The sequence below is a fragment of the Pseudomonas sp. NFX5 genome, assembly GCF_049132125.1.
GTDB lineage: Bacteria > Pseudomonadota > Gammaproteobacteria > Pseudomonadales > Pseudomonadaceae > Aquipseudomonas > Aquipseudomonas marginalis.
On the sequence record NZ_JAFMZG010000038.1, the window covers coordinates 134750 to 151332 of the forward strand.

Below are 16583 nucleotides of genomic sequence, written 5' to 3' on the forward strand. Positions count from 1 at the left end.
GACCACTATGAGCCGAGGAAAAACTCCTTCCGCCCTGGACCTGCCGCGCCCCGACAGCTTGGACATGGGAAAGCAGCAGGGTGCCTACGAGGCCCTGCGTGCAGCGATCCTGAACCGACAGCTGCCGGCGGGCAGTCGCTTGCCGTCCACCCGCAGCCTCGCCGAACGCTGGCAATTATCCCGTGGCACCCTGGAGGCGGCATTCGACCGCCTGCACGGCGAGGGCTATGTGCAACGCGTGGCCGGCTCCGGTACGCGGGTGTGTGCGGTGATCCCCGAGCAATTCATTGCCGCACCTGCACCGCGCGCGATGCCTCGTCGCGAAGTGGCGGTTGATCGCCCCGAGTCCGGGGTGCAGAGCCATGTGCCTTTTGTCGCTCGGCGACCGGACGCCAGTCTTTTTGATCTGAAGGCCTGGGCACGCTGTATTTCCCGGGGACTGCTATCGGCAGGGCCGGGGGCGCTGGAAGCGGGCCATCCCGCCGGGCTGCCGGAACTGCGCGCGCACATCGCCGACTACCTGCGCAGCTATCGCGGCATGCACTGCGAGGCGGATGAAGTGATCGTCACCAGCGGCATTCGTCACGCCCTTGACCTGATCGCGCGCACGCTGCTCAAGCCCGGTGACACCGCCTGCGTCGAAGATCCAGGCTATCCACCCGCGCGCCGCCTGTTCGGGCTGGCGGGGGCGCAGGTCCAGGCGATTGCGGTCACGGCCGAAGGGCTGGATACCGCGCAACTCCCTGACACGGCGCGCCTGGCCTACGTCACCCCGGCCCACCAGGCACCGCTGGGCATGACCCTGTCGGTGTCGCGCCGCCTGGCGCTGCTGGACTGGGCTGCCCGTGCCGAGGCCTGGGTGGTGGAAGACGACTACGACAGCGAATACAACTACCACAGCGCACCGCTGGCGGCGCTCAAATCCCTGGACGCCCATGACCGGGTGATCTACTGCGGCAGCTTCAACAAAAACCTGTTCCCCGGTTTGCGCGTCGGCTTCATGGTGGTGCCCAAGGCACTGCGCCCGGCCTTGCTGCGCACCCTGCAACTCACCGGGCAGTCGGTGGGCGCCAGCGATCAGTCGGGGTTGCTGGAGTTTCTCGGCAGCGGCGCTTTCGTGCGCCACTTGCGGGCTTCGCGCCAGGCCTATCAGGCGCGGCGCGATGTGTTGCTCGACTGCCTTGGAGCGCACTGTACGATCAGTGGGCAACAGGCTGGCCTGCACTTTGTATTGTGGTTGCCGAGCGGTGTCGAGGAGGGCGAGTTCTGTTCCCGTGCTGCTGCCGTCGGGTTGACGTTACAGCCCCTGGGCACGTTCTGCGTCGAGGCGATCCTGCCGCCGGCGGTCATCATCGGCTACACCGCGTTGACCCTGGCGCAGATCCGCTTTCATGGGCGCGCGTTAGCCCAATTACTGCCGGTCAGTCATCAAACCCGACCTGCTCGTGAATCTCATCCACCTTCAACTCCAGCCGGTACGCCACGGCAATAAACAACGCCTGGCACAGGCACAAGGTGGCGCTCAACGAACGGAAGGCAAACGACGAGCCTTCATTCACCAGCAGCACCGCGTTGGCCCGCTTGGCCAGGGGCGACAGGTTGCTGTCGGTGATGATCAGGGTCTTGGCCTGATGGTGCTGGGCGATCCGCAGGCAGTGCTGGGTCTCTTTGCCGTAGGGCGTGAAGCTGATGGCGATCACCAGGTCATTGGCACGCACGCTGCGCATCTGCTCGCGATAGCTGCCGCCCAGGCCGGAGATCAGGTGAATACGCTTGTTGGTGTGCTGCAGGTTGTAGACCAGGTAATCGGCCACCGCGAATGAACGGCGCACGCCGACCACGTAGATGTTGTCGGCGTTGACCACCAGGTCCACGGCCTTGTCGAAAGCCACGTCATCGAGCTCCAGCCCCAGGCGCTCGATACCCGACAGGGTTGCATTGACGCACTCGCGGGCCAGGTCGCCGCCGCTGGCTTTCTGCGACTTGTTGGCGATCATGCTGCGGATGCGCTGCTGGTAGTTCTGCACCGGTGTGGTCTTGTGGGTGTAGGCCTCGCGAAACAGCGCCTGCATCTCACTGAACCCACTGAAGCCGAAACGCTGGGAAAACCGCACGATCGCCGAAGGGTGCACTTCGCATTCGCGGGCGATGTCGCTGATGCGGTCGACCATGATCCGGTCGCTCTGCTGGCTCATGTAGCTGGCGATGCGCTTGAGCTGGCGCGGCAGGCTTTCGTATTCGTCGGTGATCAGCTGCAACAGGCGTTCGGCGTTGATCGGAGGGCTGGCGATGGTGTCTTCCAGGGTGGTCTCGGGATCGGTGCGGGACATGGGCAATCCTTCTGGCGTGTTCTTCTGATGCGCTGATGGGTGGCGCAAGTCTACAGGGTAGGCGCAAAAAAATACCCCGGCATCACGGCCCGCGTGGCCTGCTGAAACGATGCACGGCGGCTGGCGTGCGCCTATGCTGACGTATTGGAAAAAATATTCCACTAAAAATAATTATGGAATAAATATTGATTGCTGCCGCCGGACGTTCTAGTCTGCTCCCACCAAGAGCGTTTGCCGTCGCCACGGCGGCACAACGCAGGCTGATAAAAATAACAGGAGCCAGCATGGGCCAGACTCGTTTTGCCAGTGGGCGTCAATTGGATCTGATTTGCCTCGGGCGCCTGGGCGTCGACCTCTACGCACAGCAAGTAGGTGCGCGGCTTGAGGACGTGTCCAGCTTCGCCAAATACCTCGGCGGTTCCTCCGCCAATATCGCGTTCGGCACTGCCCGGCTGGGGCTCAAGTCGGCGATGTTGAGCCGGGTGGGGGACGACCATATGGGCCGTTTCCTGGTGGAATCCCTGGCCCGCGAAGGCTGCGATGTCAGCGGCATCAAGGTCGACCCGGAACGCCTCACCGCCATGGTGCTGCTGGGCCTCAAGGACCGCGAAACCTTCCCGCTGGTGTTCTACCGCGAAAACTGCGCCGACATGGCCCTGCGCGCCGAAGACGTCAACGAAGCCTTTATCGCCTCGAGCAAGGCCTTGCTGATCACCGGCACGCATTTCTCCACCGACGGCGTGTACAAGGCCAGCATCCAGGCCCTGGACTATGCGGCCAAGCACAACGTCAAGCGCGTGCTGGATATCGACTACCGCCCCGTGTTGTGGGGCCTGGCGGGTAAGGCTGACGGTGAAACCCGGTTTGTCGCCGACCAGAACGTCAGCCAGCATGTGCAGAAAATCCTGCCGCGTTTCGACCTGATCGTCGGCACCGAAGAAGAATTCCTGATCGCCGGCGGCAGCGAAGATCTGCTCACCGCCCTGCGCACCGTGCGTGACCTGACCCCGGCGACCCTGGTGGTCAAGCTCGGCCCGCAAGGCTGCACGGTGATCCACGGCGCGATTCCGGCGCGCCTGGAAGAGGGCGCCATCTACCCTGGCGTGCGGGTTGAAGTGCTTAACGTGCTGGGCGCCGGCGATGCCTTTATGTCGGGCTTCCTCAGCGGTTGGATCAATGACGCCAGCGATGAGCGTTGCAGCCAGTTGGCCAATGCCTGCGGCGGTCTCGTGGTCTCGCGCCACGCCTGTGCGCCGGCCATGCCGACCCCGGCCGAACTGGATTACCTGTTCAACAGCCCGGTGCCGATCACCCGGCCTGACCAGGACGCGACCCTGCAACGCCTGCACCGCGTCACCGTGCCGCGCAAGGCCTGGAAGCAGCTGTTCATCTTTGCCTTCGATCACCGCTGGCAACTGGTGGACCTGGCGCAACGCGGCGGCCAGGACCTGACCCGCATCAGCGAGATCAAGCAGCTGTTTATCCAGGCCATCGAACGCGTGGAGAAAAAGCTCGCCGAGCAGGGCGTCGAGGCCGATGTGGGCCTGTTGGCCGACCAGCGCTTCGGCCAGGACGCGCTCAATGCCGCCAGCGGGCGCGGCTGGTGGATCGCGCGTCCGGTGGAAGTGCAGAACTCGCGGCCCCTGGCGTTCGAACATGGCCGCTCGATCGGCAGCAACCTGATTGCCTGGCCCCAGGAACAGATCATCAAGTGCCTGGTGCAATACCACCCCGACGACGAGCCCCTGTTGCGCCTGGAACAGGAAGCGCAGCTCAAGGCGGTGTACGAGGCGTCGGTGACCAGCGGCCATGAACTGCTGCTGGAGGTCATCCCGCCCAAGGATCATCCGTCCACTTACCCGGACGTGCTCTACCGCAGCCTCAAGCGCCTGTACAACCTGGGCATCTACCCGGCGTGGTGGAAGATCGAGGCACAGTCGGCCGAGGACTGGAAAAAGCTCGACGAACTGATCCAGGAACGCGACCCGTACTGCCGTGGCGTGGTGTTGCTGGGCCTGAATGCCTCGGCCGAATGCCTGGCCGCCGGCTTCCAGCAAGCCAGCCAGAGCAGCACCTGCCGTGGGTTTGCCGTGGGCCGCACGATCTTCCAGGAACCGAGCCGTTTGTGGATGGCGGGGGAGATCGATGACGAGACGTTGATCCAGCAGGTCCAGGCGACCTTTGAGCAGTTGATCAACGCCTGGCGCAGTGCCCGAGGCTGAACCCAGTTCTTAATTTGAAATGCAATCCAATGTGGGAGGGGCAGTGCGACGATTCGACTTGCCCCCGATGGCGGTGGTGCAGTTACAACAGTGTTGCCTGACACTTCGCTATCGGGGGCAAGCCCCCTCCCACAGAAAGCAGAAAGCAGATCTCAGTGATACCTGAAAATAATAAAGGTGCAGCCATGCCCGCAATCCGAATTGGCATCAACCCGATCTCCTGGAGCAACGACGACCTTCCGGCCCTCGGCGGTGAAACCCCGCTGAGCACCGCCCTGAGCGAAGGCAAGGAAATCGGCTACGAAGGTTTCGAGCTCAACGGCAAATTCCCCAAGGACGCCAAGGGCGTCGGCGACGTCCTGCGCCCCTATGACCTGGCGCTGGTCTCTGGCTGGTACTCCAGTCGCCTGGCCCGTCGCTCGGTGGCCGAAGAAATCGAGGCCATCGCCGGTCACGTCGAACTGCTGAAACAAAACGGCGCCAAGGTGCTGGTGTACGGCGAGGTGGCCGATTCGATCCAGGGCTCGCGCATTCGCCTGATCGAACGTCCTCGGTTCCACAGTGAACAGGCCTGGCAGGACTACGCCGACAAACTTACCGAGCTGGCGCGTTTTACCCTGTCCCAGGGCGTGCGCCTGGCCTACCACCACCATATGGGGGCGTACGTCGAATCGCCTGAAGACATCGATCAGTTGATGGGCCGTACCGGGCCGGAAGTCGGCCTGCTGTTCGATTCGGGCCACTGCTACATGGGCGGCGGCGAACCCATCGAGGTGTTGCGCAAGCATATCGACCGCGTCTGCCACGTGCATTTCAAGGACGTGCGCAAAGCCGTGGTGCAACTGGCGCGCAACCAGATGTGGAGCTTCCCCGATTGCATCGTCAACGGCACCTTCACCGTGCCCGGTGACGGCGATATCGATTTTGCCGAGTTGCTCGATGTGCTGCTGGCCGCGAAATACGCGGGCTGGCTGGTGGTGGAAGCCGAGCAGGACCCGGCCGTGGCGCCCAGCTACGTCTATGCGAAAAAGGGCTATGACACATTGCGTGCGCTTCTCGATGAGAGGACCCAACCATGAGCTTGCTGGTAAAAAGCAATAAACGTGGGCAGACCATGGTCGCCCTGGAAGAGGGCCGCCTGGAATACGTAGGCTTTGCCGCCTACCGTTTGAGCCTGGGTGAAACCCTGCCGGTCACCGCCGGCGATAAAGAGCTGTGCCTGGTGCTGCTCAGCGGCCGGGTGACTATCGAAGGCGAGGGCTTCAACTGGCAGAACCTCGGTGATCGCCAGTCGGTGTTCGAGGACAAATCGCCGTTCGCCGCCTATCTGCCGCCGGGTACCGATGCCCAGGTCACCGCGTTGAGCGACGTGCAGATTGCCGTGTGCGCCGCACCGGGTGCGCCGGGTTTCGAGCCACGCCTGATCCGCCCCGAACAGTGCAAGCGCAGCGTCCGCGGCAAAGGCGCCAATACCCGTTACGTGTGCGACATCCTGCCGGATACCGACCCGGCCCATTCGCTGCTGGTGGTGGAGGTGCGCACGCCGTCCGGGCATTCGTCGAGCTACCCGCCGCACAAGCACGACACCGACGACCTGCCGCACCAGAGCTTTCTCGAAGAGACCTACTATCACCAGATCAACCCGCCCCAGGGCTTTGTGTTCCAGCGGGTGTACACCGACGACCGCAGCATCGACCAGGCCATGGCCGTGGAAAACAGCGACCTGGTGGTGGTGCCCAAGGGCTATCACCCGGTCAGCGTGCCGTATGGCTACGAGTCTTACTACCTGAACGTGATGGCCGGCCCCAAACGCGCCTGGCATTTCCACAACGACCCGCAGCACAGTTGGCTGCTGGACCTTTGAACGGTGTTGGACGGAGAACAACAATGAAGTCGCCTCTACGCTTTGCCCTCAACCGTATGGTCGCGCCCAACCTGTCCCTGCCGGATTTCATCCAGCTGGCCGTGGCCTTGAAATGCGATGCCATCGAGATTCGCAACGACCTCAAGGATCGCCAGATCGAATACGGCACTCCTGCCGGCCGCGTGCGCGAATTGTGCGCGGCCCAGGGCATCACGGTGCTGTCGATCAACGCGCTGTACCCCTTTGATGTGTGGAATGACGAGCGCCGCGCCCAGGCGATAGCGCTCGCCACCTATGCCCGCGAATGCGGTGCGCAAGGCTTGGTGATGTGCCCGTTCAATGAACCCGGCGACACCCGCAACGAAGCCCAGCGCGCCGCCGGTTTGCGCACCGCGTTGAGCCAGCTGGCGCCGATCCTGCGCGAGTACGGGATTCTCGGGTTTATCGAGCCCCTGGGCTTTGAAGAATGTGCCATGCGCCGCAAGCGCGTGGCGGTGGATGCGATCCAGTCCATCGGCGGCCTGGATGTATTCCGCCTGGTGCACGACACCTTCCACCACCACCTGGCCAGCGAGCATGAGTTCTTCCCGGAGCTGACCGGGCTGGTGCATATCTCCGGCGTGGAAGACGCCCAGGCGCCGCTCAATTCGATCCGCGACGGCCACCGCGTGCTGGTGGGCGAGGGCGATATCCTCGGCAATACCGCGCAGATCGACACCTTGCTCAGCAGCGGTTACAGCGGCTACCTGTCGTTCGAACCGTTTGCGACAAGCGTGCACGAGCTGGCGGATATCCAGCAGGCCTTGGGGGCAAGCATCGCCCACCTGCAGAAACGATAAGGGGCGCGACATGACCACCACCCGACTGACCATGGCCCAGGCCCTGGTAAAGTTTTTGGACAACCAGTACATCGAAGTCGATGGCGTGCAGAGCAAGTTCGTCGCCGGCGTGTTCACCATTTTCGGCCACGGCAACGTGCTGGGCCTGGGCCAGGCCCTGGAGCAGGACAGCGGCGACCTGGTGGTGCATCAGGGTCGTAACGAGCAGGGCATGGCCCATGCCGCCATCGGTTTTGCCAAGCAGCACCTGCGTTGCAAGATCTACGCCTGCACCGCCTCCGTTGGCCCAGGTGCGGCGAATATGCTCACCGCTGCGGCGACCGCCACCGCCAACCGTATCCCGTTGCTGTTGCTGCCCGGCGATGTCTACGCCAGCCGCCAGCCTGACCCGGTGCTGCAACAGATCGAGCAGTTCCACGACCTCAGCATCAGCACCAACGATGCCTTCCGCTCCGTGAGCAAATACTGGGACCGCATCAACCGCCCCGAGCAACTGATGACGGCGGCGATTCATGCCATGCGCGTGCTCACCGACCCCGCCGAAACCGGCGCGGTGACCCTGGCACTGCCCCAGGACGTGCAGGCCGAGGCCTGGGACTACCCCGATTACTTCCTGCAAAAACGCGTGCACCGTATCGACCGCCGCCCGGCCACCGCCGCGATGACCAGCGATGGGGTGGCGGCTTTCCGGGGCAAGCGCAAGCCGCTGATCATCTGCGGTGGCGGCGTGAAGTACTCTGGTGCGAATGCTGCCTTGCAAGCCTTTGCCGAGCGCTTTGATATTCCTTTCGCCGAAACCCAGGCGGGCAAGAGCGCGGTGGTCTCCAGCCATCCACTGAACGTGGGCGGCATCGGCGAAACCGGCTGCCTGGCCGCCAACCTGTTGGCGCCCGAGGCCGACCTGATCATCGGCATCGGCACCCGTTACACCGACTTCACCACCTCGTCGAAGTCGCTGTTCAAGCATGCCGAGGTGAAGTTTCTCAACCTCAATATCAGCCCCTGCGACGCCTTGAAACTCGACGGCGTGCAGGTACTGGCCGACGCCAAGGTCGCCCTCGAAGCGCTGGCCGATGCCCTTGGTGATTACCGTTCCGGCTGGGGCGAGCAGATCGCCGACGCCAAGGCGCAGCTGGACGCCGAAGTGGACCGTGTGCATCAGGTCGAGTACCACGGCGATGATTTCGTACCGGAAGTCGACGACCACCTGGACCGCGCCGTGCTGCGTGAATTTATCGAACTGACCGGCTCGTGCCTGACCCAGAGCCGGGTGCTCGGCGTCCTCAACCAGACCCTGGCCGACGACGCGATCATTGTCGCCGCGGCCGGCAGCCTGCCCGGCGACCTGCAGCGTGCCTGGCGCAGCAAGGGCGTCAACACCTACCACGTCGAGTACGGTTATTCGTGCATGGGCTATGAGATCAACGCCGCCCTCGGCGTGAAGCTCGCCGAACCGACCAAGGAGGTCTATGCCCTGGTCGGCGATGGCTCCTACATGATGCTGCACTCGGAGCTGGCCACCTCGATCCAGGAACGCCGCAAGATCAACGTGGTGCTGCTCGACAACATGGCCTTCGGTTGCATCAACAACCTGCAGATCGGCAACGGCATGGACAGCTTCGGCACCGAGTTCCGCTACCGCAACCCCGAGAGCGGCAAGCTCGACGGCGGCCTGGTGCCGGTGGATTTCGCCATGAGTGCGGCGGCCTATGGCTGCAAGACCTACAAGGTCAGCACGGTGGAGCAGCTGAAAGCGGCCCTGGCCGATGCGCGCACGCAAAGCATCTCGACCCTGATCGACATCAAGGTGTTGCCCAAGACCATGGTCCACGGCTACCTGTCGTGGTGGCGGGTGGGGGTGGCGCAGGTGTCCACCAGCGAGCGCACCAACGCGGCGGCGAAAAAACTCAATGAACACCTGGCCAAGGCCCGGCAGTACTAATAACAAGAGGAGCGTTTGTATGTCTTTGAAGCTTGGTGTAATCGGTACCGGCGCCATCGGCCGCGATCATATTCGTCGTTGCAGCCAGACCCTGCTCAACAGCCAGGTGGTGGCGGTGACCGACATCAACCTTGAGCAGGCCGCCAAGGTGGTCGCGGAGTTGAAGCTGGACGCCGAGGTGTACGCGGATGGCCATGGGCTGATCAACTCGCCGCAGGTCGAGGCGATCCTGGTCACGTCCTGGGGCCCGAGCCACGAGGAATTCGTGCTCGCCGCCATCGCCGCCGGCAAACCGGTGTTCTGCGAGAAGCCCCTGGCGGTGACGGCTGAAGGCTGCCGCAGGATCGTCGACGCCGAAGTGGCCTACGGCAAGCGCCTGGTGCAAGTGGGCTTTATGCGCCCCTATGACGAAGGTTATCGCGCCCTCAAGGCGGTGATCGACAGCGGCCAGATCGGCGAGCCGTTGATGCTGCACTGCGCGCACCGCAACCCGACGGTGGGCGAGAACTACAAGACCGACATGGCGATTACCGACACCCTGATCCACGAGCTGGATGTCCTGCGCTGGCTGCTCAACGACGACTACGTGTCGGTGCAGGTGGTGTTCCCGCGCAAGACCAGCAAGGCCCTGGCCCATCTGCGCGACCCGCAGATCGTGCTGCTGGAAACCGCCAAGGGCACCCGTATCGATGTGGAAGTGTTTGTGAACTGCCAGTACGGCTACGACATCCAGTGCGAAGTGGTGGGGGAGACCGGCATCGCCAAACTGCCGGAGCCGTCCCAGGTGCAGTTGCGCAGTGGGGCCAAGCTGTCGAACGCGATCCTGATGGATTGGAAGGACCGTTTTATCGGGGCCTATGACGTGGAGTTGCAGGCCTTCATCGATAGCGTGCGCGCCGGTCAGGTCGGTGGGCCGTCGGCGTGGGATGGCTTTGCGGCGGCGGTGGCGGCGGATGCGTGCATCGAGGCCCAGGGCAGTGAGCAGATCGTCAAGGTCAGCCTGCCGGATCGCCCACACTTCTACGGCTAAATCACTGAAGGAACTCTGTCAAAAATGTGGGAGGGGGCTTGCCCCCTCCCACAGTTGATTGGTTTCCAATTCAATTCAGGAGTTGATCATGAGAATCGGACTTGTCGGCTATGGCCACGGAGGGCGCTTCTTTCATGCGCCGCTGATTGCGACTTTGCCCGGCGCAACGTTTGTCGGTGTCGTCACCCGCTCACCCGAACGTCGCCAGCAACTGGCAACCGACCACCCCGGCGTCCAGGCCTTTGACAGCATCGGCCAGATCGTCGAAGCCGGCGTCGATGCCCTGGTGATTTCCACCACCCTCAAGGGCCGTCCGGCGCTGGTGCTGGAAGCCATCGAGCACGGCGTGGCGGTGGTCAGTGACAAACCCTTTGCCGCCAACGCCGAACAGGCCCAGGCGCTGATCACGGCTGCCGAGCGCCATGAGGTGTTGCTCAGCGTCTACCAGAACCGGCGCTGGGACTCGGACTACCTGACCCTGCGCAAATTGATCGACGCCGGTGCCCTGGGCGAGATCACCCGCTTTGAATCCCGCGTCGAGCGCTACAGCCCGCAGGCCGTGGGCAACGCCAGCGGCGGCGGCTGGTTGCGCGACCTGGGCAGCCACCTGGTGGACCAGGCGCTGCAACTGTTCGGCCCGGTGGACCGGGTGTTTGCGCAGTTACAGTTCACCCCTGAATACCCCACTGTCGACCACGGCTTCTTCGTCTCCCTGACCCACGCCAACGGGGTGGTTTCCCATTTGTGGGGCAATGCCCTGCAGAACAGCCAGGCCCCGCGTTTTCGCGTCAGTGGCACCTTGGGTTGCTACACCGTGGACGGGCTGGATGGCCAGGAAGAGGCGCTGATGGCCGGCAAGTCGCCGAAAACCGAGGGCGAGCACTGGGGCGCAGAAGAACATCGCCGCTGGGGCTGGTTCGAACAGGGGCCGGAACGTGAGCGAGTGCCGTCGGAGAAGGGCTGCTGGACCCAGTTCTATCGCCAGTTGCAAGCGGCGGTAAACGGGCAGGACCCGTTGCCCGTGGACGCTTATGAAGCGCTGGAAACCACGCGTATATTGGACGCCGCACGCCTCAGCGCCGAGCGCCAGCAGGTGGTTTCAACAAAAATAGAATAAAATTCTAAAACAGGTTGATATGGAAATTATTTTCCAATAAAGTCTTTTCCAGGTTGCATAAAGTACGTTCGGACTCGATTCGCACGACTCAACAAAAACAAGATCAAAAACAACCAGGTACCGTCAGATGAAAATCTTCAACGCTGTACTGCGAGTTTTACGCCCTGCCCACACGCCCCGCGGCCTGCCCCGCGCCCGGCCGTTCTACTTCTCCTTCCTTAATGTGCTGTGCGTCGAAAACCAGGGCGCGCTGGTCTGCTGCATTCCAGGCGCACCGGTCGTACGCGTGCCTGCCGAGCTCTGATAAACGCAACGTCCAAAAAACCAACAAGAAAGTGGAGACAGACCGTTCATGAAGACCCCGATCCGTTTTACCGCGCTGGCTTTATCCATGCTGCTGGCCAGCGGTGTTGCCAGTGCCGCCGACATCAAGGTCGGCGTGAGCATGTCCGCCTTCGATGACACCTTCCTCACTTACCTGCGCGAAGACATGGACAAGCAGGCCAAGTCCTATCCCAAGGGTGACGGCGTGCAGCTGCAGTTCGAAGACGCCCGTGCCGATGTGGTCAAGCAGCTGAGCCAGGTGGAGAACTTCATCAGCCAGAAAGTCGACGCCATTATCGTCAACCCGGTCGACACGGCCTCTACCAAGAACATCATCAATGCCGCGACCAAGGCCGGCATCCCGCTGGTGTTCGTCAACCGCCGTCCCGACCAGAAGGACTTGCCCAAGGACGTGGTGGCCGTGACCTCCGATGACGTCGAGGCCGGCAAGCTGCAAATGCAATACATCGCTGAGAAGCTCGGCGGCAAGGGCAAGATCGTGATCCTGCTGGGCGACCTGGCGAACAACTCCACCACCAACCGCACCAAGGGCGTGAAGGAAGTGTTGGCCAAGTACCCGGACATCAAGATCGAACAGGAACAGACCGGCATCTGGCTGCGGGACAAGGGCATGACCCTGGTCAACGATTGGCTGACCCAGGGCCGCGAGTTCAATGCGGTGCTGGCCAACAACGATGAGATGGCCATCGGCGCGTCCATGGCGCTGAAATCGGCCGGCAAGGAAAAGGGCAGTGTGCTGATCGCGGGGGTCGACGGTACGCCGGATGGCTTGAATGCGATCACCAAGGGTGACATGGCCGCCTCCGCGTTCCAGGACGCCAAGGGCCAGGCAGTGGGTTCGGTGGAAGCGGCGCGCAAAATGGCCAGGAAGGAACCGGTCGAGCAGAACGTGATCATCCCGTTCCAGCTGATCACCCCGGAAAACGTCGCCACGTTCAAGTAGCCCTGACATAACAACAATGAACCGGCAGGGCGGTCGTGCCCGCCCTGCTGATGGAGTACCGTCTTATGCTCGCTCAAGCCACTGTCTCGCAGCCTCCCGGGATCCAGCCGTTGCCGCTGGACGAACCCTACCTGTTGGAAATCGTCAACATCAGCAAAGGCTTTCCCGGCGTCGTGGCCCTGGCCGACGTACAACTGCGTGTGCGCCCCGGCACGGTGCTGGCGCTGATGGGCGAGAACGGTGCGGGCAAGTCGACCTTGATGAAGATCATCGCCGGCATCTACCAGCCCGACGCCGGTGAAATCCGCCTGCGCGGCAAGCCCATCGTGTTTGACACGCCGCTGGCGGCGCAGAAGGCCGGGATCGCGATGATCCACCAGGAGCTCAACCTGATGCCGCACATGAGCATCGCCGAGAATATCTGGATTGGCCGCGAGCAGCTCAACAGCCTGCACATGGTCAACCACCGCGAAATGCACCGCTGCACCGCCGAGTTGCTGGCGCGCCTGCGCATCAACCTGGACCCCGAGGAACACGTGGGTAACCTGAGCATCGCCGAGCGGCAGATGGTCGAGATTGCCAAGGCTGTGTCCTACGACTCCGACATCCTGATCATGGATGAACCGACATCGGCCATTACCGAGAAGGAAGTGGCCCACCTGTTTTCGATCATTGCCGACCTCAAGGCCCAGGGCAAAGGCATTGTCTACATCACGCACAAAATGAACGAAGTGTTCGCCATTGCCGATGAAGTGGCGGTGTTCCGCGACGGCCAGTACATCGGCCTGCAACGCGCCGACAGCATGAACAGCGACAGCCTGATCTCGATGATGGTGGGTCGCGAGCTGAGCCAGTTGTTCCCGGTGCGCGAGACGCCCATCGGCGAACTGCTGCTGTCGGTGCGCGACCTGCGCCTGGACGGGGTGTTCCAGGGCGTGTCGTTCGACCTGCATGCCGGTGAGATCCTCGGCATCGCCGGGCTGATGGGCTCGGGGCGCACCAATGTGGCGGAAACCATTTTCGGCATCACCCCCAGCAGCGGTGGGCAGATCACCCTGGATGGCGAGGCGGTGCGCATCAGCGACCCGCACATGGCCATCGAAAAAGGCTTTGCGCTGTTGACCGAGGACCGCAAGCTCAGTGGCCTGTTCCCCTGCCTGTCGGTGCTGGAAAACATGGAAATGGCCGTGCTGCCGCATTATTCGGGCAACGGGTTTATCCAGCAGAAAGCCCTGCGCGCCCTGTGCGAGGACATGTGCAAGAAACTGCGGGTGAAGACGCCGTCCCTGGAGCAGTGCATCGACACCCTGTCCGGCGGCAACCAGCAGAAAGCCTTGCTGGCGCGCTGGTTGATGACCAACCCACGCTTGCTGATCCTCGATGAACCGACCCGGGGCATCGACGTGGGGGCCAAGGCCGAGATCTATCGCCTGATCGCCTTCCTCGCCAGCGAAGGCATGGCGGTGATCATGATTTCCTCCGAGCTGCCTGAAGTGCTGGGCATGAGCGACCGGGTGATGGTGATGCACGAAGGCGAACTGATGGGTACCTTGGACCGCGCCGATGCGACCCAGGAAAAAGTCATGCAGCTGGCCTCCGGTATGACCGCGGTCCACTGACGAACAGCCGCGCGGGCCTGCGGTTGGCCCGCGCCATAGAATAAGAAGGTGATTGGCTATGAACGCAATAACGGACAACAAGCCTGCCACGGCCCCGGTCAAGCACCGTCGGCGCTTGCCCACCGAGCTGAGCATCTTCCTGGTGCTGATCGGCATCGGCCTGGTGTTTGAGCTGTTTGGCTGGATCGTGCGGGACCAGAGCTTCCTGATGAACTCCCAGCGCCTGGTGCTGATGATCCTGCAAGTGTCCATCATCGGCTTGCTGGCGATCGGGGTGACCCAGGTGATCATCACCACGGGGATCGACCTGTCTTCGGGGTCGGTGCTGGCGCTGTCGGCGATGATCGCCGCCAGTTTGGCGCAAACCTCCGACTTTTCCCGGGCGGTGTTCCCTTCGCTGACAGACTTGCCGGTGTGGATTCCGGTGGCGATGGGGTTGGGTGTGGGGCTGCTGGCGGGGGCGATCAACGGCAGCATCATCGCCGTCACCGGTATCCCGCCGTTTATCGCGACCCTGGGCATGATGGTCTCGGCCCGTGGCCTGGCGCGTTACTACACCGAAGGCCAGCCGGTGAGCATGCTCTCGGATTCGTACACGGCCATCGGCCATGGCGCGATGCCGGTGATCATTTTCCTGGTGGTGGCGGTGATCTTCCATATCGCCCTGCGCTACACCAAGTACGGCAAGTACACCTACGCCATCGGCGGCAATATGCAGGCGGCGCGGACGTCGGGGATCAACGTCAAGCGCCACCTGATCATCGTCTACAGCATTGCCGGTCTCCTGGCAGGCCTGGCGGGTGTGGTGGCTTCGGCACGCGCCGCCACCGGCCAGGCGGGCATGGGCATGTCCTATGAGCTGGATGCGATTGCCGCCGCGGTGATCGGCGGCACCAGCCTGGCGGGCGGGGTAGGGCGTATCACCGGTACCGTGATCGGCGCACTGATCCTTGGGGTGATGGCCAGCGGGTTTACCTTTGTCGGGGTGGATGCGTATATCCAGGACATCATCAAGGGCCTGATCATTGTGGTGGCGGTGGTGATCGACCAGTACCGCAACAAGCGCAAGCTCAAGCGCTGAGCTTCAAGCTGCAAGCTGCAAGTCCGATGAGCTCTACAGCTTGTCGCTTGCAGCCTGCGGCTTATAGCTGCTGTACGAACTTTCCTGCTATAAACGCACTCCGATAACCATTCGCCAAGCCCGTCCTGGTGCCTTTGGGGGTTATATCGGAAAAAATGCCTGTCATTTCAGTTGCTGTGCCCTCAAGTCGGCCTTAGACTGCCGCCCCTCGTAAATTGAGTGCCGGGTGGCGCTTGGAATGGATGGCGCCTTTCCGAGACCTGCAGAGGTCGACCGGAACGCTCCCTTATTCGCCTTAATGCACGTATTTTTTATAGAGAAATCAATGACAAAGGAAAAGTTGCTGGCCATGCCGGCGGATGACTACATGAATGCCGAACAGCACGCTTTTTTCGAGAAGTTGCTGCAGGACATGAAGGTGGAACACCACGAGCGCATTGAGCAGAACCGCATCGCCATTGAAAGCCTGGACACCCCGGCCGACCCGGCCGACGCCGCTTCCGTTGAAGAAGAGCGCACCTGGCTGGTCAACGCCATCGACCGCGACCAGCGCATGCTGCCGCAGCTTGAGCGTGCACTGGAACGCATCAAGGAAGATTCCTTCGGCTGGTGCGATGACAGCGGCGAGCCTATCGGCCTCAAGCGCCTGCTGATCAGCCCGACCACCAAGTACTGCATCGAAGCGCAAGAGCGCCACGAGCAGATCGACAAGCACCAGCGCCAGGCCTGATGCGCTGAAGCTGGGGGATCGCCTGGGCGGTTCCCCGGAGAAAGACCCGTTACGCCCCGTCTATTGATCTGCTGCAGGCTACCCCACTAAAGGCCCATGGATAATGGCTGGATAGTGGCGTTTAATGCAGGGACAAAAATGACAAACAGTGGGGTAACGACAATGGCTGGAGACGGAGCTCTGATGGGCGCAGCAGTGCCACCGCAACCGGTGGTGCGCGGGTTGCCCGGCTGGTTGATGCCGCTCCTGCAGAGCGCCGCCCTGGTGCTGGTACTGCTGGGCCTGGCGTTTGCCAGCCTGCCGATATACCTCTGCCTGCCCATTGCCTTGCTGGTGATCTGGCTGCCAGGCCTTATGAACCGCACCTCCCGCACGGCACCGCCCGCCACTGCCGATGCCATTGGCGAGCTGACCCGCGATCTGTCCTATACCACCAGCCACAACGCACTGTCCGCTGCCGGCGTTGCCTACTCGGTCAAGCAACTGGCGGCTCGAGTGCAATCGCAATTGGGCGCGGCCAA

At 62.6% G+C, this 16583-nt stretch carries 14 protein-coding genes; 13 read left to right on the plus strand and 1 reads right to left on the minus strand.

The annotated features are described in order from the left end of the window. Positions 1 to 7: 7 nt before the first annotated feature. The gene (locus tag J1N02_RS27020) at positions 8 to 1492 is read left to right on the plus strand and encodes a PLP-dependent aminotransferase family protein (protein ID WP_421148027.1); all 1485 of its coding nucleotides are present in this window, start codon (positions 8 to 10) and stop codon (positions 1490 to 1492) included. On the opposite strand, the gene J1N02_RS27025 is transcribed toward J1N02_RS27020, so the two are convergent. Next, on the minus strand, positions 1422 to 2330 hold the full coding sequence (locus J1N02_RS27025; RefSeq protein WP_010211026.1) for a MurR/RpiR family transcriptional regulator: 909 nt from the start codon (positions 2328 to 2330) through the stop codon (positions 1422 to 1424). The two genes, J1N02_RS27020 and J1N02_RS27025, sit on opposite strands and share 71 nt — an antisense overlap. A 284-nt stretch (positions 2331 to 2614) precedes the next feature. Between J1N02_RS27025 and J1N02_RS27030 the strand changes: the two genes are divergently transcribed. The 12 genes from J1N02_RS27030 (at position 2615) to J1N02_RS27085 (ending at position 16062) form a co-directional block, all read left to right on the plus strand. Next, positions 2615 to 4552 (plus strand): bifunctional 5-dehydro-2-deoxygluconokinase/5-dehydro-2-deoxyphosphogluconate aldolase, encoded by a 1938-nt coding sequence (locus J1N02_RS27030; protein WP_098479731.1) that lies wholly within the window; start codon positions 2615 to 2617, stop codon positions 4550 to 4552. Between the two features lie 185 nt (positions 4553 to 4737). Beyond that, the gene (gene iolE, locus J1N02_RS27035) at positions 4738 to 5631 is read left to right on the plus strand and encodes a myo-inosose-2 dehydratase (RefSeq protein WP_065941171.1); all 894 of its coding nucleotides are present in this window, start codon (positions 4738 to 4740) and stop codon (positions 5629 to 5631) included. Further along, positions 5628 to 6416, plus strand: coding sequence for a 5-deoxy-glucuronate isomerase (gene iolB, locus J1N02_RS27040; RefSeq protein ID WP_027606531.1), 789 nt, complete (start codon positions 5628 to 5630; stop codon positions 6414 to 6416). The genes iolE and iolB overlap by 4 nt, the downstream gene beginning before the upstream one ends. A gap of 23 nt (positions 6417 to 6439) precedes the next feature. Continuing rightward, positions 6440 to 7255, plus strand: a complete 816-nt coding sequence (locus J1N02_RS27045) for a TIM barrel protein (RefSeq protein WP_065941173.1) — start codon at positions 6440 to 6442, stop codon at positions 7253 to 7255. Between the two features lie 10 nt (positions 7256 to 7265). Then, positions 7266 to 9197: a 3D-(3,5/4)-trihydroxycyclohexane-1,2-dione acylhydrolase (decyclizing) gene (gene iolD / locus J1N02_RS27050; protein WP_421148028.1), complete on the plus strand. Its 1932-nt coding sequence runs from the start codon at positions 7266 to 7268 to the stop codon at positions 9195 to 9197. Between the two features lie 19 nt (positions 9198 to 9216). Beyond that, positions 9217 to 10227: a Gfo/Idh/MocA family protein gene (locus J1N02_RS27055; RefSeq protein WP_027606528.1), complete on the plus strand. Its 1011-nt coding sequence runs from the start codon at positions 9217 to 9219 to the stop codon at positions 10225 to 10227. Between the two features lie 88 nt (positions 10228 to 10315). After that, complete coding sequence (locus J1N02_RS27060) at positions 10316 to 11344, plus strand: Gfo/Idh/MocA family protein (RefSeq protein ID WP_421148029.1); 1029 nt, start codon at positions 10316 to 10318, stop codon at positions 11342 to 11344. 127 nt (positions 11345 to 11471) lie between these two features. Beyond that, positions 11472 to 11648: a hypothetical protein gene (locus J1N02_RS27065; protein ID WP_162844258.1), complete on the plus strand. Its 177-nt coding sequence runs from the start codon at positions 11472 to 11474 to the stop codon at positions 11646 to 11648. Positions 11649 to 11696: 48 nt separating this feature from the next. Beyond that, a complete protein-coding gene (locus J1N02_RS27070) occupies positions 11697 to 12632 on the plus strand; it encodes a sugar ABC transporter substrate-binding protein (RefSeq protein ID WP_027606526.1) in 936 nt (311 codons plus the stop codon). A 65-nt stretch (positions 12633 to 12697) separates the two neighbouring features. After that, positions 12698 to 14251, plus strand: a complete 1554-nt coding sequence (locus J1N02_RS27075; protein WP_065941178.1) for a sugar ABC transporter ATP-binding protein — start codon at positions 12698 to 12700, stop codon at positions 14249 to 14251. A gap of 58 nt (positions 14252 to 14309) precedes the next feature. Further along, positions 14310 to 15332, plus strand: coding sequence for an ABC transporter permease (locus tag J1N02_RS27080; RefSeq protein WP_024076018.1), 1023 nt, complete (start codon positions 14310 to 14312; stop codon positions 15330 to 15332). Between the two features lie 325 nt (positions 15333 to 15657). Then, a complete protein-coding gene (locus tag J1N02_RS27085) occupies positions 15658 to 16062 on the plus strand; it encodes a TraR/DksA family transcriptional regulator (RefSeq protein WP_003191666.1) in 405 nt (134 codons plus the stop codon). Positions 16063 to 16583 lie beyond the last annotated feature (521 nt).

Coding starts and splice junctions, on each gene's coding strand:
- J1N02_RS27020 (WP_421148027.1), top strand. CDS start 8: ATGAGCCGAGGAAAAACTCCTTCCGCCCTGGACCTGCCGCGCCCCGAC.
- J1N02_RS27025 (WP_010211026.1), bottom strand. CDS start 2,330: ATGTCCCGCACCGATCCCGAGACCACCCTGGAAGACACCATCGCCAGC.
- J1N02_RS27055 (WP_027606528.1), top strand. CDS start 9,217: ATGTCTTTGAAGCTTGGTGTAATCGGTACCGGCGCCATCGGCCGCGAT.
- J1N02_RS27065 (WP_162844258.1), top strand. CDS start 11,472: ATGAAAATCTTCAACGCTGTACTGCGAGTTTTACGCCCTGCCCACACG.
- iolB (WP_027606531.1), top strand. CDS start 5,628: ATGAGCTTGCTGGTAAAAAGCAATAAACGTGGGCAGACCATGGTCGCC.
- iolE (WP_065941171.1), top strand. CDS start 4,738: ATGCCCGCAATCCGAATTGGCATCAACCCGATCTCCTGGAGCAACGAC.
- iolD (WP_421148028.1), top strand. CDS start 7,266: ATGACCACCACCCGACTGACCATGGCCCAGGCCCTGGTAAAGTTTTTG.
- J1N02_RS27045 (WP_065941173.1), top strand. CDS start 6,440: ATGAAGTCGCCTCTACGCTTTGCCCTCAACCGTATGGTCGCGCCCAAC.
- J1N02_RS27060 (WP_421148029.1), top strand. CDS start 10,316: ATGAGAATCGGACTTGTCGGCTATGGCCACGGAGGGCGCTTCTTTCAT.
- J1N02_RS27030 (WP_098479731.1), top strand. CDS start 2,615: ATGGGCCAGACTCGTTTTGCCAGTGGGCGTCAATTGGATCTGATTTGC.
- J1N02_RS27080 (WP_024076018.1), top strand. CDS start 14,310: ATGAACGCAATAACGGACAACAAGCCTGCCACGGCCCCGGTCAAGCAC.
- J1N02_RS27075 (WP_065941178.1), top strand. CDS start 12,698: ATGCTCGCTCAAGCCACTGTCTCGCAGCCTCCCGGGATCCAGCCGTTG.
- J1N02_RS27070 (WP_027606526.1), top strand. CDS start 11,697: ATGAAGACCCCGATCCGTTTTACCGCGCTGGCTTTATCCATGCTGCTG.
- J1N02_RS27085 (WP_003191666.1), top strand. CDS start 15,658: ATGACAAAGGAAAAGTTGCTGGCCATGCCGGCGGATGACTACATGAAT.